22 protein-coding genes are annotated in these 25,273 nt (G+C 66.9%); 11 read left to right on the top strand and 11 right to left on the bottom strand.

The genetic code is table 11. The features are described from left to right. Positions 1 to 31: 31 nt before the first annotated feature. A complete protein-coding gene (locus ACIPG5_RS14085; protein ID WP_401375732.1) occupies positions 32 to 1,549 on the bottom strand; it encodes an aldehyde dehydrogenase family protein in 1,518 nt (505 codons plus the stop codon). Between the two features lie 224 nt (positions 1,550 to 1,773). On the opposite strand from ACIPG5_RS14085, the gene ACIPG5_RS14080 reads away from it, so the two are divergent. Continuing rightward, positions 1,774 to 2,430: a TetR/AcrR family transcriptional regulator gene (locus tag ACIPG5_RS14080; protein WP_176516539.1), complete on the top strand. Its 657-nt coding sequence runs from the start codon at positions 1,774 to 1,776 to the stop codon at positions 2,428 to 2,430. Between the two features lie 59 nt (positions 2,431 to 2,489). Here the strand turns inward: ACIPG5_RS14080 and ACIPG5_RS14075 are convergent, their stop codons facing one another. Continuing rightward, the gene (locus ACIPG5_RS14075; RefSeq protein ID WP_401375728.1) at positions 2,490 to 4,001 is read right to left on the bottom strand and encodes a CoA-transferase; all 1,512 of its coding nucleotides are present in this window, start codon (positions 3,999 to 4,001) and stop codon (positions 2,490 to 2,492) included. A gap of 188 nt (positions 4,002 to 4,189) precedes the next feature. On the opposite strand from ACIPG5_RS14075, the gene ACIPG5_RS14070 reads away from it, so the two are divergent. The 4 genes from ACIPG5_RS14070 (at position 4,190) to ACIPG5_RS14055 (ending at position 8,215) form a co-directional block, all read left to right on the top strand. Beyond that, the gene (locus ACIPG5_RS14070) at positions 4,190 to 5,335 is read left to right on the top strand and encodes an acyl-CoA dehydrogenase family protein (RefSeq protein WP_286913005.1); all 1,146 of its coding nucleotides are present in this window, start codon (positions 4,190 to 4,192) and stop codon (positions 5,333 to 5,335) included. Further along, positions 5,332 to 6,102, top strand: a complete 771-nt coding sequence (locus ACIPG5_RS14065) for a 3-ketoacyl-ACP reductase (RefSeq protein WP_401375725.1) — start codon at positions 5,332 to 5,334, stop codon at positions 6,100 to 6,102. The genes ACIPG5_RS14070 and ACIPG5_RS14065 overlap by 4 nt, the downstream gene beginning before the upstream one ends. Before the next feature lie 14 nt (positions 6,103 to 6,116). Next, positions 6,117 to 7,292 carry a dihydrodipicolinate synthase family protein gene (locus ACIPG5_RS14060; RefSeq protein ID WP_286913008.1) on the top strand — a complete coding sequence of 392 codons (1,176 nt, stop codon included), beginning with the start codon at positions 6,117 to 6,119 and terminating at the stop codon, positions 7,290 to 7,292. A 65-nt stretch (positions 7,293 to 7,357) separates the two neighbouring features. Continuing rightward, a complete protein-coding gene (locus ACIPG5_RS14055) occupies positions 7,358 to 8,215 on the top strand; it encodes a sugar phosphate isomerase/epimerase family protein (protein WP_401375722.1) in 858 nt (285 codons plus the stop codon). Positions 8,216 to 8,293: 78 nt separating this feature from the next. On the opposite strand, the gene ACIPG5_RS14050 is transcribed toward ACIPG5_RS14055, so the two are convergent. From ACIPG5_RS14050 to ACIPG5_RS14040, 3 genes are all read right to left on the bottom strand, one after another. Next, entirely contained in the window at positions 8,294 to 9,265 is a 972-nt protein-coding gene (locus ACIPG5_RS14050; RefSeq protein ID WP_401375720.1) for a biotin-dependent carboxyltransferase family protein, read from the bottom strand. Further along, a complete protein-coding gene (locus tag ACIPG5_RS14045) occupies positions 9,262 to 10,149 on the bottom strand; it encodes an allophanate hydrolase subunit 1 (protein ID WP_176516554.1) in 888 nt (295 codons plus the stop codon). Before ACIPG5_RS14045 ends, ACIPG5_RS14050 begins: the two co-directional genes overlap by 4 nt. Positions 10,150 to 10,217: 68 nt before the next feature. After that, positions 10,218 to 10,976, bottom strand: a complete 759-nt coding sequence (locus tag ACIPG5_RS14040; protein WP_286913013.1) for a 5-oxoprolinase subunit PxpA — start codon at positions 10,974 to 10,976, stop codon at positions 10,218 to 10,220. A gap of 120 nt (positions 10,977 to 11,096) precedes the next feature. On the opposite strand from ACIPG5_RS14040, the gene ACIPG5_RS14035 reads away from it, so the two are divergent. The 4 genes from ACIPG5_RS14035 (at position 11,097) to ACIPG5_RS14020 (ending at position 16,179) form a co-directional block, all read left to right on the top strand. Beyond that, positions 11,097 to 12,014: a LysR family transcriptional regulator gene (locus tag ACIPG5_RS14035; protein ID WP_401375716.1), complete on the top strand. Its 918-nt coding sequence runs from the start codon at positions 11,097 to 11,099 to the stop codon at positions 12,012 to 12,014. 64 nt (positions 12,015 to 12,078) lie between these two features. Beyond that, on the top strand, positions 12,079 to 12,963 hold the full coding sequence (gene yddG, locus ACIPG5_RS14030; protein ID WP_176516560.1) for an aromatic amino acid DMT transporter YddG: 885 nt from the start codon (positions 12,079 to 12,081) through the stop codon (positions 12,961 to 12,963). A gap of 358 nt (positions 12,964 to 13,321) precedes the next feature. Beyond that, positions 13,322 to 15,388: a maltose alpha-D-glucosyltransferase gene (treS, locus tag ACIPG5_RS14025; protein ID WP_286914970.1), complete on the top strand. Its 2,067-nt coding sequence runs from the start codon at positions 13,322 to 13,324 to the stop codon at positions 15,386 to 15,388. Positions 15,389 to 15,549: 161 nt separating this feature from the next. Then, positions 15,550 to 16,179: a riboflavin synthase subunit alpha gene (locus ACIPG5_RS14020; protein WP_176513009.1), complete on the top strand. Its 630-nt coding sequence runs from the start codon at positions 15,550 to 15,552 to the stop codon at positions 16,177 to 16,179. A gap of 95 nt (positions 16,180 to 16,274) precedes the next feature. Here the strand turns inward: ACIPG5_RS14020 and ACIPG5_RS14015 are convergent, their stop codons facing one another. The 6 genes from ACIPG5_RS14015 to ACIPG5_RS13990 form a co-directional block, all read right to left on the bottom strand. Next, positions 16,275 to 16,979 (bottom strand): SDR family oxidoreductase, encoded by a 705-nt coding sequence (locus ACIPG5_RS14015; RefSeq protein ID WP_401375712.1) that lies wholly within the window; start codon positions 16,977 to 16,979, stop codon positions 16,275 to 16,277. 84 nt (positions 16,980 to 17,063) lie between these two features. Further along, positions 17,064 to 17,969, bottom strand: coding sequence for a LysR substrate-binding domain-containing protein (locus tag ACIPG5_RS14010; protein ID WP_236236083.1), 906 nt, complete (start codon positions 17,967 to 17,969; stop codon positions 17,064 to 17,066). A gap of 33 nt (positions 17,970 to 18,002) precedes the next feature. After that, positions 18,003 to 19,505, bottom strand: a complete 1,503-nt coding sequence (gene proP / locus ACIPG5_RS14005; protein ID WP_401375709.1) for a glycine betaine/L-proline transporter ProP — start codon at positions 19,503 to 19,505, stop codon at positions 18,003 to 18,005. 88 nt (positions 19,506 to 19,593) lie between these two features. Further along, on the bottom strand, positions 19,594 to 20,568 hold the full coding sequence (hemB, locus tag ACIPG5_RS14000; protein WP_176513017.1) for a porphobilinogen synthase: 975 nt from the start codon (positions 20,566 to 20,568) through the stop codon (positions 19,594 to 19,596). A gap of 133 nt (positions 20,569 to 20,701) precedes the next feature. Next, on the bottom strand, positions 20,702 to 21,223 hold the full coding sequence (locus ACIPG5_RS13995) for a GNAT family N-acetyltransferase (RefSeq protein WP_401375706.1): 522 nt from the start codon (positions 21,221 to 21,223) through the stop codon (positions 20,702 to 20,704). 190 nt (positions 21,224 to 21,413) lie between these two features. Next, entirely contained in the window at positions 21,414 to 23,525 is a 2,112-nt protein-coding gene (locus ACIPG5_RS13990) for a TonB-dependent receptor (protein ID WP_401375936.1), read from the bottom strand. A 237-nt stretch (positions 23,526 to 23,762) separates the two neighbouring features. Between ACIPG5_RS13990 and ACIPG5_RS13985 the strand changes: the two genes are divergently transcribed. After that, positions 23,763 to 24,278 carry a sigma-70 family RNA polymerase sigma factor gene (locus ACIPG5_RS13985; protein ID WP_401375704.1) on the top strand — a complete coding sequence of 172 codons (516 nt, stop codon included), beginning with the start codon at positions 23,763 to 23,765 and terminating at the stop codon, positions 24,276 to 24,278. Further along, complete coding sequence (locus ACIPG5_RS13980) at positions 24,279 to 25,256, top strand: FecR domain-containing protein (protein WP_401375701.1); 978 nt, start codon at positions 24,279 to 24,281, stop codon at positions 25,254 to 25,256. Positions 25,257 to 25,273 lie beyond the last annotated feature (17 nt).

The following is a 25,273-nucleotide window of genomic DNA, read 5'->3' as shown; positions in this document are numbered from 1 at the left end:
TTCTCCGATCTTGTTGTTCTGCTGCCTGGATTCAGGCGCTGACCCACGGCGTGCGGGCACCCAGCTGCACATGCACGGACTTGAGCTCAGTGTACTCCTCCACCCCGTAGCGCCCGGCCTCGCGGCCAATGCCCGACTGCTTGAAACCACCAGAGGGCAGCTCCGGCCCACCGGCGATGGTGGTGTTGACCCAGACCCGGCCAGCCTTGATCTGCCGCGTGGCCTGCAGCGCAGTCTCCAGGTTGCGGCTCCAGAGGCTGGCGGCCAGCCCGAAGGGCGTGTCGTTGGCCAGCGCCATGGCTTGCTCGAAGCTGTCGAAGGCAGTGATGGTCAGCACCGGGCCGAAGATTTCTTCGCGGGCGATGACCATCTGCGGGGTGACATCGGCAAACACGGTTGGCTGCAGGTACATGCCCGTCGGCGATTCGATGCGCTGCCCGCCGCGCAGCAAGCGCGCGCCTTCGCGCCGCCCCTGCTCGATGTAGCCCAGCACCCGCTCCAGATGACGAGCCTCGGTGATCGAGCCGACCTGGGTGCCCTCGTGCAGCGGGTCGCCGATGCGCACCTTGTCGAGCAAGGCGCAGATCTTCTCGGTCAGCGCTTGCTCCACCGAGCGCTCGACGATCAGGCGGCTGCCGCTGACGCAGCATTGGCCGGCATTGAAGCAGATGCCGAAGACGATGGCGTCGGCGGCCGCGTCCAGGTCGGCGTCGGCAAACACCACCTGCGGGTTCTTGCCGCCCAGTTCCAGGCCGACCTTCTTCATGTTGCCGGTGGCCGCGGCCATGGTCAGGCGGCCGACTTCGGTGGAGCCGGTGAACGACACCATGTCGATATCGGCATGCGCGCTGATCGCCTGGCCGAGCACCGCACCCGGGCCGGTGAGCACATTGAGCACGCCGTCGGGCAGGCCGGCTTCCTGCATCAGCCCGGCCAGCATCAAGGTGGTACCTGAGGTCAGTTCACTGGGCTTGGCCACCACGGTGCAGCCGGACGCCAGGATGAACGGCAGGCGCTCGGCGAGGATGAAGAACGGGAAGTTCCACGGCGTGATCAGCCCGACCACACCCACCGGCTCGCGCGTGACCAGCCCGAGCAGGCTGTCACCGAGGTTGTTGAAGCTGTCGCCGTGCAGGGCCTGGGCTTGCCCTGCGGCATATTCCCAGATGCCCGCGGCGCCCAGCACCTCGCCGCGCGCCTGGCTGATCGGCTTGCCGGTCTCGAAGGTTTCCTGCAGCGCCAGCGCTTCGCTGTGCTGGCGGATCAGGGCGGCGGTGCGCAGCAGCACACCTGCCCGCAACGCACCACTGGAGCGGGCCCAGGTGCCGTGGTCGAAGGCCCGGCGGGCCGCCGCCACCGCCTGCTGCACGTCGTCGACGCCGGCAGCGGGGTAGACACTCACCGGCACCTCGTGGGACGGGCTGTAGCGCGTGACCTGGGCGGTCGCCGAACCCTGCGTCCAGCGGCCGTCGATGAACATTTCGAAGCGCCGCGGCTGCAGCGGCGGCGCCAGGCGTGGCGTGTTGTCGTTGTTGTTCACGGGAAACATCCTCAGTACAGCGTTGTTGTTGTTCTGGCAAACCACCCGCACAGCGCGTATGGAGCGGCTGCCGGTTGCCTATGTATAACTAACCGGTTGTTTACATACAAGCAGCGGGCTAAGCTTTGTTTGTCAGCCTTATGCCCCCGCGGCTAAGCTCATCGCCCCTACGCCGCAGGCCATTGATTTCTGCGTCAGGAAGTACAGCACTCAAGCTCTGGAGAGCGTTCCACATGCCCAGCAAAGCCACCGAAGCGGTCAGCGCCCGCCCCACCCGGGATTCCGAAGCGACGCGCCTGAGAATCCTCAACGCCGCCAAGGTCGAATTCGCCAAACTGGGCTTGGCCGGCGCACGCATCGACAGCATCGCGCTGCGCGCCAAGTCCAACAAACGGATGATCTACGAGTACTTCGGCAACAAGGAGGGGCTGTTCGAAGCGGTCCTGGAGTCGGCCTACCAGGACATCCGCCAGGCCGAACGCAAGCTCAATCTCGAAGCGCTGGAGCCGGTCGAGGCGATCACCCAACTGGTGACCTTCACCTGGAAGTACTACCTGAAGAACCCGCACTTCCTGACCCTGGTCAACAGCGAGAACCTGCACAAGGCCGTGCACCTCAAGCGCTCCCAGGAAAAGATGCAGCAGATGCACGCGCCGATGGTGTCGATGGTCGCCCAGATCCTCGCCCGTGGCGTGGCCCAGGGCGTGTTCCGCGAAGGTGTCGACCCGGTGCAGCTGAACATCACGATCGCCGCGATCAACTACTACTACCTGAACAACCGCTTCACCGGCGAGATCATCTACGGCTTCGACCTGATGTCGCCCGAAGCCCTGCAGGCGCGCATCGACTTCAACGTGCAGACCATCCTCGGCATGCTGCGCCCCGCCTGACGCCCACGCTGCACGCAGCCCCTCCCGGCCACACCGCACGCCGCGAGGGGCTGCCCGGCTCATGCCAGCCCCGCCACTTTCACATCGCGCACGATCGGCGTGAACGCCATGCGCGCCAGCACGTCGCGCTCGATATCCACGCCCCGCGCCACCTCGATGAGCTCGATGCCTTCGGCCAGCAGGCGGAACACCGCGCGCTCGGTCACGTACAGCACCTCCTGGCCTGCACGGACCGCCTGCGGGCCGCTGAAGGTGATGTGGCGCACCTGCTCGACCAGCTTGGGCACCTCGCCACGGCGCTCGATCTGCAAGGCAGCGCCGACCTTCGCCACCTCCAGCCCCTTGGCCTCGAAGGCGCCGCAGAACACCACCTTGCGCGCCCCCTGGGTGATGTCGACGAAGCCACCGGGGCCGACCAGCGTGCCGCCCAGGTTGGACACGTTGACGTTGCCCTGCCCATCCATCTCGCCCATGCCGAGGAACGCCAGGTCGACACCGCCGCCGCTGTAGAAGTCGAACTGGTCCAGCGAGGTGACGATCGCCTGCGGGTACTGCGCCGCGCCGAACATCGCCCCGCCCATCATGCGGCCGTTGTGGATGCCCTGCTCGATGCTGCCCCAGTAGCTGTCCTGCAGGCCGCGCTCGGCCAGCAGCGAGGGGATGCCGCCGGGGATGCCGAAGCCAAAGTTCAGCGACATGCCCGGGACGAATTCATCGGCCGCACGCGCGGCGATGATGCGGCGAATATCGTCGGCCATCGGCGCCTCGCTGCGCGCCGCCTGGGGCAGGCACTCGCCGCTGATGGCCGGGTCGTAGTCGGCGGCCACGCACTGGCGCTGGTCCTCGACCACCACCACTTCATCCACCAGCACGCCAGGGATGCGCACCAGGCGTGCCGGCACGAAGGCGCTGTCGCTCAGGCCGCGAACCTGGGCGTAGACCTTGCCGCCGCTGTTGTGCGCCGCCAGGGCCAGGGCGTAGGCGTCCAGGTCGGCCGCCTCGTGGCACAGGCTGATATTGCCGCTGGGGTCGGCCAGGCTGCCGCGCACGATCGCCACATCGACCTTGAACGGCTTGTAGCGCAGGTAGTCCTGGCCATCGATGCTCAGCCGCTCGACCAGCGCTTGGCGGGCACTGGCGTTGCACTTGCCGCCGGCCACCTGCGGGTCGGCGAAGGTGCCCAGGCCAATGTGGGTGATCAGCCCCGGGCGGCCGGCGCCGATCTCGCGCATCAGGCTCATGATCACCCCGGCCGGCAGGCTGTAGGCCTGGATCTGCTCGTTGCGCGCCAGCGCCTGCATCTTCGCCGACCAGCTCCAGTGGCCACCGATCACCTTGCGCACCAGGCCCGGGTGGGCCAGGCGCTCCAGGCCGCTGCCGCGCCCGTCGCCGATGCCCAGGGCGTGCACCAGGGTCAGGTCGCGCGGGTGGCCGGTGCTCAGGAAGCAGGCTTCGATGGCCGCCAGCAAGGCGTCCGGCTCCAGCAAGGTGCCCGAGCCACAGATGGCCACGGTCGCGCCATCGGCTATCCGGCTGGCGACATCCGCTGCTGATGTACAGCTTCTTTTCATTGTTGTTTTCCTCATCGATCGCCCGGCCCCGGGCGACTCCAGGTGTGCAATTGAGTGCTTGACGGCCTGCCAAAGGGCGCTTTAAATAAATAACCAGTTGGTTACTTAAAAACACTTTAGAGCAGCCCGGAACAGAACACAACCCACGCGATGAACCCCCTCGTCGCCTCCCGGAAAGGAAAACAACAATGCCGCTTTCTGAAACACACCTGATGATCCAGGACGTTGCCCGGCGCTTTGCCGACCAGACCATCCGCCCGCTGGCCGAACGCCTGGACCACGAAGAAAGCTTCCCCGCGCCGCTGTACCGGCAGATGGGCGAGCTCGGCCTGTTCGGCATCACCGTGCCCGAAGCCTTCGGCGGCGCCGGCCTGGACACCCTCGCCTATGCCCTGGTGATGGAAGAGCTGTCGCGCGGCTACGCCTCGGTCGCCGACCAGTGCGGCCTGCTGGAGCTGATCGGCACCCTGCTCGCGGTGCACGGCACCGCCGAGCAGCGCCAGCGCTACCTGCCGCCCTTGCTGCGCGCCGAGAAACACCCGGCCTACTGCATCACCGAAGCCGAGGCCGGCTCCGATGTGTCGGGCATCCGCACCAGCGCCGTGCGCACCGAAACCGGCTGGCTGCTCAACGGCTCGAAGCTGTGGATTCACAACGCCCCGGTGGCCGACCTGGCGTTCGTCCTGGCGCGCACCGACCCTGCCGCCGGCAAGCGCGGCATGAGCATCTTCATCGTCGACTGCCACCTGGCGGGTGTGTCCAAGGGCCCCAAGGAGCACAAGATGGGCCAGCGCGCCTCGCAGGTCGGCGGGCTGAACTTCGACAACGTCGAGCTGCCGGCCGATGCCCTGCTGGGCGTCGAGGGCCGTGGCTTCCACATCATGATGAGCGCCCTGGACAAGGGCCGTGTCGGCATCGCCTCGCTGGCCGTGGGCATCGCCCAGGCAGGGCTTGAGGCGGCGCTGGATTACGTGCCCCAGCGCAAGCAGTTCGGCAAGCCAATCGCCGACAACCAGGGCGTGCAATGGATGCTCGCCGACATGGCCAAGGACATCCGCGCCGCCCGCCTGCTGGTGCGGGACGCCGCCGAGCGCCTGGACCGCGCCGACAACGCCACCATCGCCTGCTCCATGGCCAAGTGCTTCGCCGCCGACATCGCCGTGGCGCAGACCGCCAATGCCGTGCAGTTGTTCGGCGGCAGCGGCTTCATCCGCGGCTTCGAGGTCGAGCGCCTGTACCGCGACGCCAAGATCACCCAGATCTACGAAGGCACCAACCAGATCCAGCGCACGATCATCGCCCGTGAGCTGCTCAACCAGGGAGCACGCGCATGACCGCCCGCCACGTTGCCTTGGTCACCGGCGCCCGCGCCGGCATTGGCCGGGCCATCGCCCTGGGCCTGGCGCAAGCCGGGTTCGACCTGGCCCTGGTCGACCTGCAGGCCGATGCCGCCCTGCAGCAAACGGCCGAACTGGCCAGCCGCCACGGCGCCCGCGCCGTGGCCCTGGCCGCAGACATCGCCGCCATCGACGGCCATGACGCCTTGCTCGATGCCGCCGAACAGGCGCTTGGCGCACTGAGCTGCCTGGTCAACAACGCCGGCGTCTCGGTGCTGTCGCGCGGCGACCTGCTGGAGGTGACGCCGCAGAGCTACGACCGCTGCCAGCAGGTCAACACCCGCGGCACCTTCTTCCTCACCCAGGCCTTCGCCCGCCGCCTGGTGCGGCGCGAGGCCGGCCAGGCCCTGCGCAGCATCATCACCATCACCTCATCCAACGCCCAGGCGGTGTCGGTGCTGCGCGGCGAGTACGGCATTTCCAAGGCCGCCCTGTCGATGGCCTCGCGGCTGTTCGCGGTGCGCCTGGCCGAGGCCGGCATCGGCGTCTACGAGGTGCAGCCCGGGCTGATCGCCACCGAGATGACCGCCCCCTCCAAGGCCCGTTACGACGCCGAGATCGAACGTGGCCTGACCGCCATCAAGCGCTGGGGCCAGCCCGAAGATGTCGCCCGGGTGGTGGTCAGCATGGCCACCGGCGCCCTGCCCTACACCGTCGGCCACGCCGTGCCGGTGGACGGCGGCCTGCTGCTTCCCAAATTCTGACTGGAGAGACACGCATGTCCTTGAGCATCAACCTGCCCAGCGCCCAGGCCGGCCACCCGCTGCAGCGCTACACCCTGGTCGGCGAGCCGCTGCTGCCGCCGGCCAGCCCCCTGCCCGCCAACCGCATCGCCCTTTCGGCGGCCCATGTCGTCGCCGACCCGTTCAGCGCCAGCGCCCCCGGTGGCAAGGCGGCGATCGACTGGCGGCGGACGATGGATTACCGCCGCTACCTGCTGCAGCAAGGCCTGGGCATCGCCGAGGCGATGGACACCGCGCAACGCGGCATGGGCCTGGACTGGCCGACCGCGTTGGAGCTGATCGAGCGCACCCTGAGCGAAACCCGCGACATCCGCCATGCGGTGATCTTCTCCGGTTGCGGCACCGACCAGTTGCCAGCGGACCAGGCCCGCGACCTCGATGACGTGGTGCGTGCCTATGCCCAGCAGCGCGACGCCATCGCCAAGCTCGGCGGGCGCATGATCCTGATGGCCAGCCGCGCCCTGGCGCGGGTGGCGAAGACGCCGTTCGACTACCGCCTGGTGTACCGCAAGGTGCTGGCCGAGGCCGACCAGCCGGTGATCCTGCACTGGCTGGGCGAGATGTTCGACCCCGCGCTGCAAGGCTACTGGGGCGCCGAGCGCTTCGAGGAGGCGCTGGACACCTGCCTGGAGGTGATCCACGAGAACGTGGGCAAGGTCGATGGCATCAAGATCTCCCTGCTCGACAAGGACAAGGAGATCCTCATGCGCCGTCGCCTGCCGGCCTCGGTGAAGATGTACACCGGCGACGACTTCAACTACCCGCAGCTGATCGCCGGCGACGCGCACGGCTACTCCCACGCGCTGCTGGGCATCTTCGACGCCATCGCCCCGGCCGCCGCCCACGCCCTGGCCGCGCTGGCCGAAGATGACCTGGCGCGCTACCAGCGGCTGCTCGAACCGACCCTGCCGCTGGCCCGGCTGATCTTCAGCAGCCCGACCCAGTACTACAAGACCGGCGTGGTGTTTCTGGCCTACCTCAACGGCCACCAGGAGCACTTCGTGATGCTCGGCGGGCACCAGGCCATGCGCCCGCTGCCGTACTTCTGCGAAATCTTCCGCCTGGCCGACCAGGCCGGCCTGCTCGCCGACCCGGTGCTGGCCGTTGCCCGCATGAAGCGCCTGCTGGCGCTCTACGGCGTCGACGCCTAGCCCCTTGCGCAACGCCGCGGCCTGCGGCGTTGCGCCCTCTGCCACCTGCCCACGGTGATTGCCCCATGAACGTTTCATCCCTGGCGCAGCGCCTCGACCGCTGCTCGATCAACACCGCCACCCTCGGCCACCGCCTGCCCCTCGGCCAAACCCTGGAGCTGATCGCCCGCACTGGCTTCGGCCAGGTCGCGCCCTGGCGCCGCGACCTGCAAGGCCAGGACCTGAAACAGGTGCGCCGGCAGCTGCGCGACTGCGGGCTGACGGTCAATGCCTACTGCCGCTCCACCTACCTGCCGGCGGCCAGCCGAGAGGCCTTCGCCGCCGCCGTGGCCGACAACCGCAAAGCCCTCGAAGAAGCCGCCGAGCTGCAGGCCGAGTGTTTCATCATGGTGGTCGGCGGCCTGGCGCAAGGTTCACGCGACCTCGCCGATGCCCGCCAGCAGGTGAGCGAAGGTATCGGCTGGCTGCTGGAAGATGCCCGCCGGCACGGGGTGGCCCTGGCCCTGGAGCCGCTGCACCCGATGTATGCGGCCGACCGCTCGTGCCTGTCGACCCTGGAACAGGCCCTGGACCTGTGCGAGGCCCTTGAGCCTGGGGGCTTCCAGAGCCTGGGCGTGGCCATCGATGCCTACCACTGCTGGTGGGACCCCAAGCTTGCCCAGCAGGTGCAACGCGCCGGTCAGCAGCAGCGCATCCTCGGCCTGCACCTGTCCGACTGGCTGGTGCCGACCCGCGACCTGCTGCTCGACCGCGGCATGATGGGCGATGGCGTCATCGACCTGCGTGGGTTGCGCCAGGGGGTGGAAGCGGCCGGGTATCAGGGCGCTATCGAGGTGGAGATCTTCTCGCGTGACAACTGGTGGCAGCGCCCGGCCGAGGAGGTGCTGCGCACCTGTGCCGAGCGCCTGCAGCAAAACTGCTGATGGAGGGCCGAAAGCCAATCCTGTGGGAAAGCATGAATCGTACTGTACCGTACCACGCCGTACGGTACAGATGGATGATCAGCCGAACAGCTTGGCCAGGCACCCCAGCTTCTTCTTGTACGACCGCCGCGCCTCCAGCGCTTCGTCCATGCTCACCGGCAAGAACCGCGCTTGCTGGTTGGGCTGCATCTGCCCCACCAGGTCCAGGTCGGCGCTGATCACCGTGCCGATCATGGCGTAGCCCCCACCCGACACCGCATCGCGGTGCAGGATGATCGGTTCGAGCCCTGCCGGCACCTGGATCGAGCCGATCGGGTAGCAGCTGTCGACGATGTTCGAAGGGTCCGAGCCCGCCCCGAATGGCTGCTCACGGGGCTGAAAGCTCAACGCGCCCCCGCCCTTGTAGCGGTAGCCGATGCGGTCCGCCTCCGACCCCACGGTCCAGGCGTCGGTGAAGAAGCTCTGCGCCGCGGCCTCGCTCAGGCGATGGAAGTACAACCCCGGCACCACCCGCAACACCACCTCGCCACCCAGCGCCTGGCGCAGCGCCATGGGCAGGCTGGCCCCGGCGCGGGTCTTGCCGCTGGCCTGGCCAACCGGCAGCACGTCACCCGCCATCAGCTTGCGCCCGTGATGGCCGCCAAGGGCGCCCAGGGCGTAGGTCGAGCGGCTGCCCAGCACCTCAGGCACATCGATGCCCCCGGCCACGGCCAGGTAAGCCCGCGCCCCTGCCGTGGGGAAGCCCAAACGCAGCACCTGCCCGGCCCGGACGGCAAAGGCGGTGTACGGGTGCTGCTCGCGGCCATCGAGCAGCACCGGCATCTGTGCGCCACACACCGCCACCAGGGCATCGTGCTGGAACTCGAGCTCCGGCCCCACCAGCGCGCATTCGATGCCGGCAGCGCCCGCCGGGTTGCCGACCAGGTGGTTGGCCGCACGCAGCGCGTACTGGTCGAGCGCGCCCGAGGGCGGGATGCCCAGGTGATAGAAGCCTTCGCGGCCAAGGTCCTGCACCGAGGTGGCCAGGCCAGGTTTGACTACCTTGATCATGCCAGCGCCTCCTGCAGTGTCTTGGGGTAACCGACGGGGTCGGCGAGAAATGCATCCAGGGAGAACTCCACCGGGCGGATGCGCAGGTCGAAGCGCCCGTCCTCGACGTCGGCCACGGCCTGGTCGTAGCTGCGCCGGTCGATGGGCTTGAACTGCACGATGTCGCCCGGGCGGAAGAACACCATGTGCTCCTTCAGGTAGGCCAGGCTCTGCTGCGGGTCGTAGATCGGCGCCGGGGTGACGCCGAACATCTGGTAGCCGCCGGCGCCACGCACCGAATAGATGCAGCCGAAACAGCCGCCATGGCCGAGGGTGAGCTTGGGCGTGTCGGTGCGCGGGCGCAGGTACTTGGGCACCTGCAACTGGCGCTGCTGCTCGACCATCTGGAACATGAACGGCAAGCCGGCGACGAAGCCGACCATCGACACGAACCACGGCGCCCCACTGTGCGCGGCAACGAACGCCTCGACGTCGGCCAGGCCGTTGATCCGCGCGGCGTATTCCAGGTCGGTGCTCTGCGGGTCCTGGTGGCGGTCACGAAAACGCATCAGGGTTTCATGGGTCCAGGGGTCGTTGTACAGCACCGGGATCTCGATGATGCGCGTGCTCAACGAGCGCTCCGCCACGGCCTCGGCCTCGGCGCCGCGCACCGCTTCGAGCAGCGCCTCGGGCGCGATGCGGTCGGGGTCGAAGCGGATCTGGAACGAGGCGTTGGCCAGGCACACGTCGAGCACGCCCTCCAGCGCCAGGCGCTCGACGGCGCGGGTCACCGCCAGCCCTTTGAAGAAGGCCTCCAGCGACATGCTCTCGCTGACCTCGGCGAACAGGTGCTCGTCGGCACCGAAGCTGTAGCGGATGGGGGTGGTGGCAAGCGGCTCGGCCATGTCTGCTCCTTTTCTTGGAATCTTTATCGGTAAGGCAGGCAAAAACAATGCGGTGCGGCAAATGGCGCTTAACGCGGGGCGCGCACCTGGATACCGGCGCCATCCAGGGCCGCGCGCGTGGCCTCGACCAGGCCCAGGGCGCCGGGCGTGTCGCTGTGCAGGCAGATGGAGTCGAACTCGATGGCCAGGTCCTGGCCTTCGACGGTGCGCACCACGCCTTCCTGGCAGGCGCGCAGCACGCGCTCGGCAACCCGCTGCGGCTCGTAGCCGCGCACGTTGCGGGTGAACACGATCGAGCCACTGAGGTCGTATTCGCGGTCGGCGTAGAACTCACGCACCACCGGCTGGCCAAGCGCCTGGGCGATCCGGCAGATCACCGAACCCGGCATGCAGTACAGCAGCAGCGTGGGCTCGATCACTTGCAGGTTTTCCACCAGCAGCCGCGCCGCCTCTTCATCACGGGCCAGGTGCATGTACAGCGCACCATGCGGCTTGATGTGCTGCAGGCTGACGCCCTGGGCGCGGGCGATTTCACGCAGCGCGCCGAGCTGGTAGAGCATGTCGTCGACCAGCTCCTGGGCCGGCGCGTTGATGTGCCGGCGGCCAAAGCCGACCAGGTCACGAAAGCCCGGGTGCGCACCCACGGCCACGCCCAGCGCCTTGGCCCGCTCGACCGTGCGGCGCATGGTACCGGGGTCGCCGGCGTGGAAGCCGGTGGCGACGTTGGCCGAACTGATGAACGCCATCAGCTCGTTGTCGACGCCATCACCGATGGTCCACGGGCCGAAACCCTCACCCATGTCCGAATTGAAATCCACCGCCTGCATGCTGGTTCTCCTGGTGCTTGTGGCTGCATGCAGGCCACGTTAGATTCTCCCCACCCCCTTGGGAAGATCTATAAACAGATAGGGTGTCTTCTGAAAAACAGATACCCAGGAGCTGTCATCGTGTCACTGACCCTGCGCCAGGTTCGCTACTTCGTCGCCACCGCCGAGATTGGCCAGATCTCCCAGGCCGCGATCCACCTGAACATCTCCCAATCGGCGGTGACCACCGCGATCAAGGAGCTCGAAGCGATGCTCGGCGTGCTGCTGTTCCAGCGCTCGCCCCAGGGCATGAACCTGACCGATGCCGGCCGGCACTTTCTCAACCGCGCCTACGTGATCTTGCGCAGCGTCGACGATGCGCTGAACAGCCCCCTGCCCGACGTGCGCGCCAGCGGCCTGCTGCGCCTGGCGGCCAGCTACACGGTGATCGGCTACTTCCTGCCCCACCACCTGCAGCGCCTGGCGCACTGGCACCCGGATGTGTCGCTGGAGGTGCACGAACAGGAGCGCAGCGCCATCGAGCAAGGCCTGCTGGACGGGCGTTTCGACATGGCCGTGGTGCTCACCGCCAACCTCACCCATCCGGACATCGTCTCCGAAACCCTGTTCAACTCCGAGCGCCGCCTGTGGCTGCCCGGCCATCACCCGCTGTGCGAGCGCTCGGCGGTGAGCCTTGCCAACGTGGCCTGCGAGCCGTACATCCTGCTCACGGTCGATGAAGCCGAGCAGAGCGCCATGCGCTACTGGGAGCAGGCCGGCCAGCGGCCCACGGTGCGGGTGCGCACCAGTTCGGTGGAAGCGGTGCGCAGCATGGTCGCCAACGGCAGCGGCGTGGCGATCCTCTCGGACCTGGTGCACCGGCCCTGGTCGCTGGAGGGCAAGCGCATCGAAACCGTGACCATCAGCGACCCGGTGACGCCGATGAGCGTGGGCCTGGCCTGGCACCGCGAACGCGCCTTCAGCCCGGCGATGCAGGCGCTGCGCAATTACTTCCATGATGCCTTCCTGGCGCCGCAGCAGCTTTCGGCGCGGCGCTGAACCCGTGACCCGTGGCAGCCGAGCCTTTAGACTTGGCGCTTTTTCACCCAAGAGAGCCCGCCCCATGCGCATCACCAGCCCTTCAGCCGCGACCGCCTGCGGCCTGGCGGCGATCCTGCTGTGGAGCACGGCCAGCGGCCTGATCCGCAGTGTCAGCGAACACTTCGGCCCCATCGGCGGCGCCGCGCTGATCTACACCCTCGGCGCCGCGCTGCTGCTGATGCTGCTCGGCCGCCCGCGCCTGCGCAACGCCTCGCGGCTGTACCTGGTCAGCGGCTCGGCGCTGTTCGTGGCCTACGAGATCTGCCTGTGCCTGGCACTGGGGTATGCCGTCAGCCGTACCCAGGCGATCCAGTTGGTGGTGGTCAATTACCTGTGGCCGAGCCTGACGGTGTTGCTGGCGATCTTCATGAACCGCCAGCCGGCGCGCTGGTTGATCGTGCCCGGCACCGCCATTGCCCTGCTGGGTATTCTCTGGGTGGTGAGCAGCGACGGGCTGTCGCTGGCCAGCATCGCCAGCAACATTGCGTCCAACCCCTTGAGCTACAGCCTGGCGGCGGCCTGTGCGGTGACCTTTGCCTTGTACTGCAACGTGACCCGGCGCTATGCCAATGGGCAGAGTCATGTGGCGCTGTTCTTTGTGCTGACGGCTGGGGTGCTGTGGGTGAAGTACCTGTTCAGCAGCGAGGCGCTGCCGGCTTTTTCGCTGGTGCACAGCCTTGAGCTGCTGGCGGCGGCGGTGGGTATGGCTGGGGGTTATGCGCTTTGGAACATTGGCATCTTGCGCGGCAACCTGACGTTGCTGGCGACGGCTTCGTATGCGGCGCCGGTGTTGTCATCGGCGTTTGCTGCGGCTTGGCTTGGGGCGCAGTTGGGGTTGCAGTTCTGGCAGGGGGCGGTGTTGGTGACGGTGGGGTCGTTGCTGTGTTGGCAGGCGACGCGGGGGTGAGGGGCTGGTCATGACTTTTTTGGTGGCTGTGAGATCGAGCGCCGCCCGCGCGGCGCATCGCGGATAAATCCGCTCCTACATTTGTTGCAACGTGCCGCGGTCTGTCAGGCCATGGTTGTCTGCTTTTGGTGCCCGCCGAGAAACCGCGTCGTGCCACCAAGGCTGGCAACCATGGCCTATCAGGCATAGGCACGTTGCAACAAATGTGGGAGCGGATTTATCCGCGATGCGCCGCGCGGGCGGCGCTCGATCTCATGAACGACACACATCCAACGCCAAACCACCTTCCCCAACCGAACATTCCGCGTACCACACCGTCATAACTTGAGCACATGCCGACCCGCAGCGAGGACGCGAAATGACCCAGCCCGACCCGTCATACGTCAAATGGCTCGAAGACCGCTCCATGCTCAAGGCCTCGCAAGCGCGGGCGCGCTTGTATTCCGGCCAGTCACGCCTGTGGCAGAACCCCTACGCCGAGGCGCAGCCGCGCCGGGCCACGGAAATCGCCTCGGTGTGGCTGACCGTCTACCCCGACGCCATCATTGCGCCCGAAGGCGACTCGGTGCTCAGCGCGCTGGGCCACGAGGCGCTGTGGAAGCGCCTCTCGGAGATGGGCGTGCAAGGCATCCACACCGGCCCCATCAAGCAGTCCGGCGGCGTGCGTGGGCGCGATTTCACCCCCAGCATCGACGGCAACTTCGACCGCATCAGCTTCGACATCGACCCGCTCTACGGCAGCGAACAGGAGCTGGTGCAGATGAGCCGCATGGCCGCGGCGCACAACGCCGTGACCATCGACGACCTGATCCCTTCGCACACCGGCAAGGGCGCGGACTTTCGCCTGGCCGAGCTGGGCCATGAGGCATTCCCCGGGCTCTACCACATGGTCGAGATCCGCGAGGAGGACTGGCCGTTGCTGCCGGACGTGCCGGCCGGGCGCGATGCGCTCAACCTGCTGCCGGCCCAGTGCGACGAGCTCAAGGCGCGCCACTACATCGTCGGCCAGCTGCAGCGGGTGATCTTCTTCGAGCCGGGGGTCAAGGAAACCGACTGGAGCGTGACCGCGCCGATCACCGGGGTCGACGGCAAGACCCGGCGCTGGGTGTACCTGCACTACTTCAAGGAGGGCCAGCCCTCGCTCAACTGGCTGGACCCAAGCTTCGCCGCGCAACAGATGATCATCGGCGATGCCCTGCATGCGCTGGACTGCCTGGGCGCGCGCGGCCTGCGCCTGGATGCCAACGGCTTTCTCGGCGTGGAAACCCGCGCCAGCGGCACTGCCTGGTCGGAGAGCCACCCGCTGTCGATCGTCGGCAACCAGCTGATCGGCGGCATGATCCGCAAGGCCGGGGGCTTCAGCTTCCAGGAGCTGAACCTGACCCTGGACGACATCGCGCAGATGTCCAAGGGCGGCGCCGACCTGTCCTACGACTTCATTACCCGCCCGGCCTACCAGCATGCCTTGCTCACCGGCGACACCGAGTTCCTGCGCCTGATGCTCAAGGAGATGCAGGCCTTCGGCATCGACCCGGCGTCGTTGATCCACGCCCTGCAGAACCACGATGAGCTGACCGTCGAGCTGGTGCACTTCTGGACCCTGCATGCCCATGACATGTACCTGTTCAAGGGCCAGACCCTGCCCGGCAGCATCCTGCGCGAGCACATCCGCGAAGAGATCTACGAGCGCCTGTCCGGCGAGCATGCGCCGTACAACCTGCGCTTCGTCACCAATGGCATCTCTTGCACCACCGCCAGCCTGATCACCGCGGCGCTGGGCATCCGCGACCTGGACCGGCTTGGCGCGGCCGAGATCGAGCAGATCCAGAAGGTGCACCTGCTGCTGGTGATGTACAACGCCATGCAGCCTGGGGTGGTGGCGCTGTCGGGCTGGGACATGGTCGGCGCGCTGCCGTTGCCGGCCGAGTCGGTGGCCGAGCGCATGCTCGATGGCGATACCCGCTGGATCCACCGCGGCGGCTATGACCTGGCGGGGCTGGCGCCGCAGGCCGAGGCGTCGGTGCGCGGCATGCCACGGGCGCGCGCGCTGTATGGCAGCCTCGACAGCCAGCTGGAAAACCCCGATTCGTTTGCCAGCAAGGTGAAGAAGCTGCTTGCCGTGCGCCAGGCCTATGGCATCGCCACCAGCCGCCAGGTGCTGGTGCCCGAGGTCAGCAGCCCGGGGTTGCTGGTGATGGTGCATGAGCTGCCGGCCGGGCGCGGGATACAGATCAGCGCGCTGAACTTCGGCCAGGCGGTGATTGCCGAGGAGCTGCAGTTGACCGGGTTCACGCCGGGGACGGTGGTGGACATGATCAACGAGACGGTCGAGGGCGACCTGACCGAGGATGGGCGGTTGATGATCAACCTGGACCCGTTCGAGGCGCTGTGTTTGCGGATCGTCAACAGCAGTGGGCATGTTTGAGCCTGCTGCGGCCCTATCGCCGGCAAGCCGGCTCCCACAGGGAACTGCGGGGTCCATGTGGGAGCCGGCTTGCCGGCGATGAGGCCGCAGCAGACAACTTGCATTTACCGCCCCAGGGGCATAGTTTCCCGGGCATTCCTTTCCCTGCCCAGGAGCCCCCCATGTACACCGGTATCGTCCAGGCCGTGCGCCCTCTTCTTGCGGTAACCACTCACCCGGGCCACAACGAGTTCACCGTCGAGCTCACCCCCGAGCTGCTTGACGAGCTGAAGATCGGCGCCAGCGTCAGCGTCGAAGGCACCTGCCTGTCGGTCACCGAAATCGCCGGCACCCAGGTCAAGTTCGACGCCATGACCGCCACCCTGGAGCGCACCAACCTGCGCTTCTTCAAGGCCGGCCAAGGCGTGAACATCGAGCGTTCGGCGAAGATGAACGCCGAAGTCGGCGGCCACCTGATGGCCGGCCACATCGCCACCACCGCCGAAATCGTCGAGCTGTCGATCGAAGAAACCGGCGCCTTCATCACCTTCCGCATGCCGCCGGAGTGGGCCAAGTACGTGTTCGCGCGGGGGTTTCTGGGGGTCAATGGCTGCAGCCTGACCGTCGCCGATGTGGACGACACGCTGGTGAAAATCAACCTGATCCCGGAAACCCTGCGCCAGACCACCTTCGCCCGCTACAAGGCCGGCGAGCTGATCAACATCGAGGTGGACCACCAGACCATGGTGCTGGTCGATGTGGTGGAGCGCACGTTGAAAAACACCCTGGCTCGGGAAAAGTTGTTGCCCTGAAGGGCCCTATCGCCGGCAAGCCGGCTCCCACAGGCACAGCACTGCCTGTAAATGTGGGAGCCGGCTTGCCGGCGATAGGGCCGATGCGGCCAACATCACACGCTGCGGGTAATCCCGCCATCGACGCGGATGTTCTGCCCGGTGATGTACGCGCCGCCCTCGCTGGCCAGGAAGGCCACGGTGGCGGCGATTTCCTCCGCCTTGCCATAGCGCTTGAGCGGCACGCTGTCGCGCCGAGCGTCGGTGGCCGGCAGGCTGTCGATCCAGCCCGGCAGCACGTTGTTGATGCGGATGTTGTCGCCGGCATAGGTGTCGGCAAAGATCTTGCTGAACGACGCAAGCCCGGCGCGGAACACCGCCGAGGTGGGGAACATGTCGCTCGGCTCGAAGGCCCAGGCGGTGGAGATGTTGATCACCACCCCGCCCTGCTGGCGCTGCATGATCGGGGTCACCAGGCGGGTCGGGCGAATCACGTTGAGCAGGTAGGTTTCCATGCCCAGGTGCCAGTCCTCGTCGCTGATCTCCAGGATCGGCGCACGCGGGCCGTGGCCTGCGCTGTTGACCAGCACGTCGATGCGGCCCCATTGGCCGACCACCGCGTCAACCAGGCGCTGGATGTCGTGAGTGTTGCGGTTGCTGCCGGTCACGCCGATACCGCCCAGTTCCTTCGCCAGCGCCTCGCCCTTGCCGGACGAGGACAGGATGCCGACCTTGAAACCGTCTGCCGCCAGGCGCCGGGCGCATGCCGCGCCCATGCCGCTGCCACCGGCGATCACGATTGCCACTTTTTCAACTGCCATAAGGCCCCCTTGTCGAGTGCGTCTGCATGAATGATGGGGGTTAGCCTAGCAGCAGGCTCGCCCCAGCAGAGAGCCAGGAAAACTTCAATCAGCCGATAGAAATTCTACTGCCTGTTGCAGCAGCCAGCTGCGCACGGTGGCCAGCGCCGGCGGCTGGTGGGCATTGCGTGGCCACACCAGGTAGAACGCCTGATCCAGGCGCAGCTCGTGGTCGAACGCCAGGGCCAGGCGCCCGGCGGCCAGCTCGCTCTGCACGAAGTAGTAGCTGGCCAGGGCCAGCCCCTGCCCGGCAATCGCCGCATCGATGGCCAGCGCCGTCTGGTTGAAGCGCACGTTCCGCGCCGCCGCCTGCAGGGGCTGGCGCAGCGCCTCGGCAATGAAGTCGGGCCAGAAGTTGTGGGCGTCGTGCAGCAAGGTGTAACGCTGCAACTGCGCAAGGTCCGTTGGCGCGCCTTGCGCCTCGAGCAACGCCGGGCTGCCCACCGCCACGATGCGCTGGGGCAGCAACAGCTCGGTCTGCAGCGCCGGGCCGAACGGCGGCCGGCCGTAGCGCACGGCCAGGTCCACGCCCTCGGGGCGAAGCTGCGAAAGGCGGTCGGTGGCCAGCACCTGCAGGTCGATGTGCGGATGCTGCGCGGTGAAGGATGACAAGCGCGGGATCAGCCATTTGGCGGCGAAGGTCGGGGTCACGCTGACGGTCAGTTGCGCACCGTCCGGGCGCAGCGCCTGGGTGGCGCTGGCGATCAGGGCGAAGGCGCTGCGGATGTCGGCGCTGTAGCGCTGGCCGGCCCCGGTCAGGCCCAGGCCCCTGGGCAGGCGGTCGAACAGCTTGAGCCCAAGGTTGGCCTCAAGCCCACGAATCTGCTGCGCCACCGCCGCCTGGGTCACCCCCAGTTCGTCGGCGGCCAGGCGAAAGTTGAGGTGGCGCGCCACCACCTCGAACACCCGCAGGGCATTGAGCGGTGGCAGCGCCGAGAAGCCATCGGCCATGAAGTTTATCTACTGAGTGGAAAGACCCACACCTTACTCGATCCGTGGGTGCTGCTGCACCAGCAGCTTGCGCTTGGCCTCGAGATCGGCGATCTGCTCGTCGATGTCCTCGATCTTCTGCTCGATGGTGTCGTGGTGCTCCTGCAGCAGTTCGCGCGCCTCTTCGATGTCCGAGGCCGCCGGGGCAGCGCCGCGCAGGGGCTTGTTGGCGGTTTCCTTCATGGTCAGCCCGGTGACCAGGCCGATGGCGGCGATCACCATCAGGTAGTAGGCCGGCATGTACAGGTCGCCCGTGCTTTCCACCAGCCAGGCGGCCAGGGTCGGGGTCAGGCCGGCGATCAGCACGGAGATGTTGAAGGCGCTGGCCAGGGCGCTGTAGCGGATATGGGTGGGGAACATCGCCGGCAGGGTCGAGGCCATCACGCCGATGAAGAAGTTCAGCAGCACGGCGATGATCAGCAAGCCGGCGAAAATCACCCCGAGCACGCCGCTGTTGATCAGCATGAAGGCCGGGATGGCCAGGGCGAACAGGCCGACGCTGCCGACGATGATGAATGGCCGGCGGCCCCACTTGTCGCTGAGCAGGCCGATCACCGGCTGAACGAAGAGCATGCCGACCATGATCGCGATGATGATCAGCACGCCGTGGTCTTCGCTGTAGTGCAGGTTGTGCGACAGGTAGCTGGGCATGTAGGTGAGCAGCATGTAGTAGGTGACGTTGGTGGCGATCACCACCCCGATGCAGGTCACCAGGCTGCGCCAGTGCTGGGTCGCCACCTCCTTGAACGACACCTTGGGCCCCGATGCCAGGCCCTCGCGGTCGCCTTGCTCGAGCTTGTCGACGTGCTGCTGGAAGGCCGGTGTTTCCTCCAGCGCATGGCGCAGGTACAGGCCGATGATGCCCAGTGGCAGGGCCAGGAAGAACGGCAGGCGCCAGCCCCATTCGAGGAATTTCTCCTCGCCGAGGGTGGCGGAAATCAGCACCACCACCCCGGCCCCGAGCACGAAGCCTGCGATCGAGCCGAAGTCCAGCCAGCTGCCGAGGAAGCCGCGCTTGCGGTCGGGTGCGTACTCGGCAACGAAGATCGATGCGCCGGTGTACTCCCCGCCGACCGAGAAGCCCTGGGCCATTTTCGCCAGCAACAGCAGGATCGGCGCCCAGATGCCGATCGAGGCGTAGGACGGTATCAGGCCGATGGCGAAGGTGCTGAGCGACATGATCACGATGGTCGCGGCCAAGATCTTCTGCCGGCCGAAGCGGTCGCCCAGGGCGCCGAAGAACAACCCGCCCAACGGGCGGATCAGGAACGGCACTGAGAAGGTGGCTAGCGCTGCGATCATCTGCACGCTGGGGTCGGCGTTGGGGAAGAACACCTTGCCCAGGGCATAGGCGACAAAGCCATAGACGCCGAAGTCGAACCATTCCATGGCGTTGCCCAGCGCCGCGGCGGTGATCGCCTTGCGCATCTTGGCATCGTCAACGATGGTGATGTCTTTCAAGCCGATCGGCTTGACGGTTTTCTTGCGTGATTTCATCCCAGTGTCCCTGTGGCTGAGCCTCTCTGGCATCAGAACCGCAGGGACACTAAATAATTCCACGCTCAGCGATTTCTCGCGGCAAAGGTCAGATGCCCTCGCGCGCCAGGTCCATGGCGAAGTAGGTGAGGATCAGGTCGGCGCCGGCACGCTTGATCGCGCCCAGGCTCTCGCGCACCACACGGCCTTCGTCGATGGCACCGGCCAGGCCGCCGAACTTGATCATCGCGTACTCGCCGCTGACCTGGTACGCCGCCAGCGGCAGGCGCGAGGCGGCGCGGATGTCGGCGATCACGTCGAGGTAGGCGCCGGCCGGTTTGACCATCAGCACATCGGCCCCTTCCTGCTCGTCGAGCAGCGACTCGCGCACCGCTTCGCGGCGGTTCATCGGGTTCATCTGGTAGGCCTTGCGGTCACCCTTGAGGGTGGTGCCGCCGGCTTCACGGAACGGGCCGTAGAGCGAGGAGGCGAACTTGGTGGAATAGGCCATGATCGCGGTGTCGTGGAAGCCTGCGGCATCCAGCGCGCCACGGATGGCCTGGACCTGGCCGTCCATCGCCGCCGACGGGGCGATGAAGTCGGCACCGGCGGCCGCGGCCACCACGGCCTGCTTGCCAAGGTTGGCCAGGGTCGCGTCGTTGTCCACGCCATGGTCGTGCAGCACGCCGCAGTGGCCGTGGCTGGTGTATTCGCAGAAGCAGGTGTCGGACATCACCACCATCTCTGGCACGGTGTCCTTGCAGATGCGCGCCATGCGCGCGACCAGGCCGTTTTCGTTCCAGGTGTCGCTGCCGGTGGCATCGAGGTGGTGGGAAACGCCGAAGGTCATCACCGACTTGATGCCGGCGCGGGCGTAGCGTTCGATTTCCTGGGCCAGCCGTTTTTCAGGGATGCGGTTGACCCCAGGCATGCTGGTGATCGGCACGAAGTCATCGATGCCTTCCTCGACGAAGATCGGCAGGATCAGGTCTTCGAGGCGGAATTCCGTCTCCTGGAAAATAGTGCGCAGCGATTCGTTCTGGCGCAGGCGGCGGGGGCGGACGGACGGGAAACGGTTGGACATGACAGCTCCAGGGAATATGGACGGCGTACACCATATGCCTGTTGGGCGCCAGTGAAAAGGGCGGATGAGGAGATTGTGTATTGCGCCGGGTGCAGTAGCGCATTTTTCCAGTATCGGCCGCTTCGCGGGGCAGTCAGCCTTCGTTGGGCTCAAGCGGGGTGGGCAGGATCTTCTGGTAGAACGCCAGGTCCAGCCACTGGCCGAACTTGTATGCCGCCTCGCGGATAACGCCTGCCGGTTCGAAGCCCAGGCCTTCATGCAGGGCAATGGAGGCCTGGTTGGCCACATCGATACCGCCGACCATCACATGCACCTCGCGCTGGGTCGCGATCTCGATCAGTTCGCCGAGCAGGCGCTTGCCCAGGCCCATGCCACGGCACGCGTGGTGCACGTAGACCGAGTGCTCGACGCTGTACTTGTTGGCCGGGCGGTCGCGGAACGGGCCGTAGCTGGCGAAGCCCAGCAAGGTGCCCTGCGCGTCTTCGAAACCGATCACCGGCAAGCCGTTGCGGCGCTTGGCAGCGAACCACTCGACCATCGACGCGGGTTCGCGCGGCTTGTAGTCGTACAAAGCAGTGGAGTTGAGGATGGCGTGGTTGAAGATGGCGAGAATGGCCTCGGCGTGGCGTTCTTCGCTGCAATGGATGAGGCGCATGGCGGATACTCAGGTCGATCACTATGAGATACGTTTTGTATCAGATAGTGAACGGGCTGAGAAGTCCTGTGGGGCACAGCCTCTTTGTGGGAGCCGGCTTGCCGGCGATAGGGCCTGGCAGGCAGATGAGGTTGTCTGCACTGGCCTCATCGCCGGCAAGCCGGCTCCCACAATGATTTTTGGGGGGCTGTTAGAAATCGACCGTGGCCGAAAGCTGCAGGGTACGCGGGTAGCCTGGGGAGAAGGCGCCGTAGGACGCCACGCCAGACCAGTACTCGCGGTCGAAGACATTCTGCACGGTGGCCCGGAAGGTGGTCGGGCGGCCATCGATCTTCGTCGCGTAACGGGCGCCGGCATCGAACCGGGTCCAGGCGTCCAGCTGCTGGGTATTGGCCTGGTTGACGTACTGGCGGTCGGTGTAGATGGCGCCGCCGGTCAAGGTGAAGCCTTCGAGCCAGGGGGTATCCCATTCGGCCCACAGGTTGGCCTGCACGTCAGGCACGCCCACCGGCTTGTTGCCACGGTTGGCGGCGGTGGCCGATTTGGTCAGCTCGCCATCGAGCAGCGTCACCCCGCCCATCAGGCGCGTGCCGGGCGCCACTTCGCCGAACACGCTCCATTCGATGCCGCGGTTGCGCTGCTCGGCCTGCACCGAGAACACATTGCCCGCGCCGATTTCGCCACTGGGCTTTTCGATCTGGAAAAGCGCCAGGGTGGTCATGAACGTGCCTAGCTCATACTTCACGCCGACCTCGTGCTGTTTCGATTCGTAAGGGGCGAAGGTCTCACCGGCGTTGGCCGCAGTGCCGGGGGCGATATCGCCTTTGCTCAGCCCCTCGACGTAGTTGTAGTAGAGCGCCACGTTGTCCCAGGGCTTGACCACCACGCCGACCAGCGGGGTGGTCGCGCTGTCGTCGTACTTCGAGCTCACCGCACCTGTGGCGCTGTAGTTGCGCGATTCGATGTCCTGCCGGCGCACCCCGAGGGTCAGCTGGAAGCGGTCGTCGAGCATCGACAAGGTGTCGGTCAGCGCCACGCCGGACAGCTGCGATTCGGAAACGCGCAGCACCTTGGGTGCGTTGATGTATTGCTTGGGCACCTCCACCGGGTGGTAGATGTTCGAGCGGATCTCGCTGCCGTTGTTGATCCCGCGCGACAGCTCATCCTGGTAGGTGGTCGCCATCACCGTGGTGGTGTGGCTGATCGGCCCGGTGCTGAACACCCCGCGCAGGCCGATGTCGGCCGTGGAGCGGTCGACGTTGAACTTGTAGTAGCCAGGAATGTTGCTGGTATCGCCCGCCTCGTTGAGGATTCTCGGCACCTGGTCGGACATGCGCTTGACGTCCGACTTGCCGCCGCCGGCATGGGCGAACAGGGTGAGCGAATCGCTCAGGTCGTACTCACCGCCCAGCAGCGCCGACTGCTCCTTGGTGTCGGACCAGCCCCAATCCTGGGGCAGGTTGGTGCGGCCGTTCGGCGCTGACGGCACCTCCACGCCCGGGGCGATGGTGAAGGGCCGCGAGGCGCCTTCGAAGCTTTCCTTCTGGCTGATGAAGTCAAGGTTCAGGCGCAGCCGCTCGCCGCGGTAGTCCAGGGCGATGGCGCCGATGCCAAGGTCGCGGTGCTGGTCGTCGACGGCGGTGTCGCCGCCTTGCAGGTTGCCGTTGAAGCGCACGCCGAACTGGTTTTCGTCACCAAAGCGGCGGCTGACATCCAGGTGCCCGCCGACCTGGGAGTCCATGGCGTAGGAGGCGGTGAAGCGGGTCAGGTCTTCGTCCAGCGCGCGTTTGGGCACGATATTGATCACCCCGCCTACCCCGCTGTTCGGCGAAATGCCGTACATCAGCGCACCGGGGCCTTTGAGCACCTCGACCCGCTCGGCGTACTCGGTGAACACCCGGTAGTTGGGCGCCACGCCGTACACGCCATCGAAGGCCAGCTCGCCAAGGTTGCCCTCGCCGACCGGGAAGCCGCGAATGAAGAACGAGTCGACGATACCGCCGGCCTGCCCGGTGGAGCGCACCGAGGGGTCGCGCTCCAGGGCATCGGCGACCGTCACCGTCTGCAGGTCGGCGAGGGTCTTGGCGGTGTAGCTGGTGACGCTGAAGGGGGTGTCCATCACGTCCTTGTTGCCCAGCATCCCGAGGCGCGCGCCACGGGCCACCTGGCCGCCGGGCAAGGCCTCGGGCAACGTTGGTGCGATGGCCGTGGCGTCGACGTTGGTGGTGTCGAGCACCAGCGCCTGCGGGCTCTCTGCGGCCCAGGCACTGGCGCTGCCTGCGAGCAAGACGAAATTCAGCATGGACGTGCGCAGGGTGAGCGAAGCACTCCTGGCAAGGGGACGGTGGACAACGGGCATGGCGTGGGGGTCCTTTTCGGCAAGGGAAAATGCTAATCACTCCCATTGCCAGCCAGGCGCGGAAAAAGTATCACCCCGGCGCAGAAATTTTATTCGCAGGGTCGCCACCCCCACCCTTGCCGGGCAAACGCGATACCTCTACCATTGCCAATAATTCTCAATTACAACAAAGCGGCAGCCATGCGCGAACCCCTTCCCGCCGACCCTCACGCCCACCTGCGCGCCATCGAAGCGCTGTACAGCGGCCACCATGGCTGGCTGTTCGAGACGCTGAAGAAAAAACTGGGCAATGCCATGGATGCCGCGGACCTCACCCACGACACCTTCACCCGCGTGCTCGCCTCGCGCGTCACCTGCATCGAGCAGCCACGGGCCTACCTCAGCTGCGTGGCCAAGGGCATCCTCGTCAACTGGTACCAGCGCAAGGCGCTGGAACGCGCCTACCTGGAGGCGCTGAGCAGCTTGCCACCGCAGCAAGTGCCCTCCCCTGAATTGCGCTACGTGGTACTGGAAACCCTGCACCAGATCGACCACATGCTCGATGCGCTGCCGCCGCTGGTCAAACGCGCCTTCCTGCTGTCGCAGATCGGCGGCCTGAAGTACCACGACATCGCCGAACAGCTGGGCGTCTCGCTGATCACGGTGAAGCGCTACATGAAGCAGGCGTTCGTGCAATGCCTGTTGCTGGTGGAGTGAATGGCCTTGCCAGGCAGCCGCGCCGTGCTCGACCCCAAGGCCCTGGAAGAAGCCGCCGAATGGCTGGTGCGCTGGAGCGAGGGCGAGCTCGATGCCTGCGCGCAGGCCGAATGGCAGCGCTGGCAGGCCAGCAGCCCCGAGCGCAGCGCCGCCTGGGCCCGCGCGCAGTTGCTGCAAAGCCGCATGGGCGGCCTGCCGCAGGCGCTGGCACTGAGCGTGCTCGACCGCCCGCGCAGCCCGCAGCGGCGCGCCGCGATTCTCAAGCTGGCGGCGCTGCTGGCCGTGTTGCCGGCCGGCTGGGGTGGCTGGCAGCTGAGCCGCCGGCAGGCTTGGACGGCCGACTACCACAGCGCGGTCGGCGAGCGCCGCGAGCTGACCCTGGCCGATGGCTCGCACGTCACCCTCAATACCGATAGCGCCATCGACGTGCTGTTCGATGCCAACCAGCGGCTGGTGCGCCTGCGCGCCGGCGAGATCCTGGTGCAGACCGCCGCCGACCCGGCAGCGCAGGCGCGGCCGTTTCTGGTGGCCAGCGCCCACGGCAGCATGCAGGCCCTGGGCACGCGCTTTACCGTGCGCGAGCTACAGCAGCGTACCCAGCTGGCGGTGCTCGACGGGGCGGTGAGCGTGGTGCTGGCAGGCAATCGCCAAGCCCCGCCACGGCTGGTCAAGGCCGGCCAGCGCACGGCCTTCTCGGCCCAGGCCTTCGGCCCTGTGGCTGCCACCGACGCGCATGTCAGCGCCTGGGCCCAAGGCATGCTGATGGCCGACAGGATGCGCCTGGCCGACTTCGCCGCGGAACTGGCGCGCTACCGCCGCGGCGTGGTCCGCTGCGACCCGGCCATCGCCAACCTGCAGGTTTCCGGCGCCTACCCGATCAGCGACACCCCGCGCACGCTGAACATGCTGGCCAACACCTACGGCATCCAGGTGGCCGCGCACCTGGGCGGGCTTTGGGTGACCCTGGCCCCCGGCTGAGAAAAAATTCGGCCCGG

The sequence above is a fragment of the Pseudomonas sp. NPDC087029 genome (genome assembly GCF_044745345.1).
Lineage (GTDB): Bacteria > Pseudomonadota > Gammaproteobacteria > Pseudomonadales > Pseudomonadaceae > Aquipseudomonas > Aquipseudomonas faucium.
This window is presented reverse-complemented; position numbering and strand designations above follow the sequence as displayed.

Excerpts from the sequence above, each read along its gene's own strand:
- hemB (WP_176513017.1), bottom strand. The coding sequence starts at position 20,568 with ATGTCCAACCGTTTCCCGTCCGTCCGCCCCCGCCGCCTGCGCCAGAAC.
- ACIPG5_RS14085 (WP_401375732.1), bottom strand. The coding sequence starts at position 1,549 with ATGTTTCCCGTGAACAACAACGACAACACGCCACGCCTGGCGCCGCCG.
- ACIPG5_RS14075 (WP_401375728.1), bottom strand. The coding sequence starts at position 4,001 with ATGAAAAGAAGCTGTACATCAGCAGCGGATGTCGCCAGCCGGATAGCC.
- ACIPG5_RS13995 (WP_401375706.1), bottom strand. The coding sequence starts at position 21,223 with ATGCGCCTCATCCATTGCAGCGAAGAACGCCACGCCGAGGCCATTCTC.
- ACIPG5_RS14040 (WP_286913013.1), bottom strand. The coding sequence starts at position 10,976 with ATGCAGGCGGTGGATTTCAATTCGGACATGGGTGAGGGTTTCGGCCCG.
- ACIPG5_RS14070 (WP_286913005.1), top strand. The coding sequence starts at position 4,190 with ATGCCGCTTTCTGAAACACACCTGATGATCCAGGACGTTGCCCGGCGC.
- yddG (WP_176516560.1), top strand. The coding sequence starts at position 12,079 with ATGCGCATCACCAGCCCTTCAGCCGCGACCGCCTGCGGCCTGGCGGCG.
- ACIPG5_RS14020 (WP_176513009.1), top strand. The coding sequence starts at position 15,550 with ATGTACACCGGTATCGTCCAGGCCGTGCGCCCTCTTCTTGCGGTAACC.
- ACIPG5_RS14010 (WP_236236083.1), bottom strand. The coding sequence starts at position 17,969 with ATGGCCGATGGCTTCTCGGCGCTGCCACCGCTCAATGCCCTGCGGGTG.
- ACIPG5_RS13980 (WP_401375701.1), top strand. The coding sequence starts at position 24,279 with ATGGCCTTGCCAGGCAGCCGCGCCGTGCTCGACCCCAAGGCCCTGGAA.
- ACIPG5_RS14080 (WP_176516539.1), top strand. The coding sequence starts at position 1,774 with ATGCCCAGCAAAGCCACCGAAGCGGTCAGCGCCCGCCCCACCCGGGAT.
- proP (WP_401375709.1), bottom strand. The coding sequence starts at position 19,505 with ATGAAATCACGCAAGAAAACCGTCAAGCCGATCGGCTTGAAAGACATC.
- ACIPG5_RS13985 (WP_401375704.1), top strand. The coding sequence starts at position 23,763 with ATGCGCGAACCCCTTCCCGCCGACCCTCACGCCCACCTGCGCGCCATC.
- ACIPG5_RS14050 (WP_401375720.1), bottom strand. The coding sequence starts at position 9,265 with ATGATCAAGGTAGTCAAACCTGGCCTGGCCACCTCGGTGCAGGACCTT.
- ACIPG5_RS14060 (WP_286913008.1), top strand. The coding sequence starts at position 6,117 with ATGTCCTTGAGCATCAACCTGCCCAGCGCCCAGGCCGGCCACCCGCTG.
- ACIPG5_RS14065 (WP_401375725.1), top strand. The coding sequence starts at position 5,332 with ATGACCGCCCGCCACGTTGCCTTGGTCACCGGCGCCCGCGCCGGCATT.
- ACIPG5_RS13990 (WP_401375936.1), bottom strand. The coding sequence starts at position 23,525 with ATGCTGAATTTCGTCTTGCTCGCAGGCAGCGCCAGTGCCTGGGCCGCA.
- ACIPG5_RS14045 (WP_176516554.1), bottom strand. The coding sequence starts at position 10,149 with ATGGCCGAGCCGCTTGCCACCACCCCCATCCGCTACAGCTTCGGTGCC.
- ACIPG5_RS14015 (WP_401375712.1), bottom strand. The coding sequence starts at position 16,979 with ATGGCAGTTGAAAAAGTGGCAATCGTGATCGCCGGTGGCAGCGGCATG.
- treS (WP_286914970.1), top strand. The coding sequence starts at position 13,322 with ATGACCCAGCCCGACCCGTCATACGTCAAATGGCTCGAAGACCGCTCC.
- ACIPG5_RS14055 (WP_401375722.1), top strand. The coding sequence starts at position 7,358 with ATGAACGTTTCATCCCTGGCGCAGCGCCTCGACCGCTGCTCGATCAAC.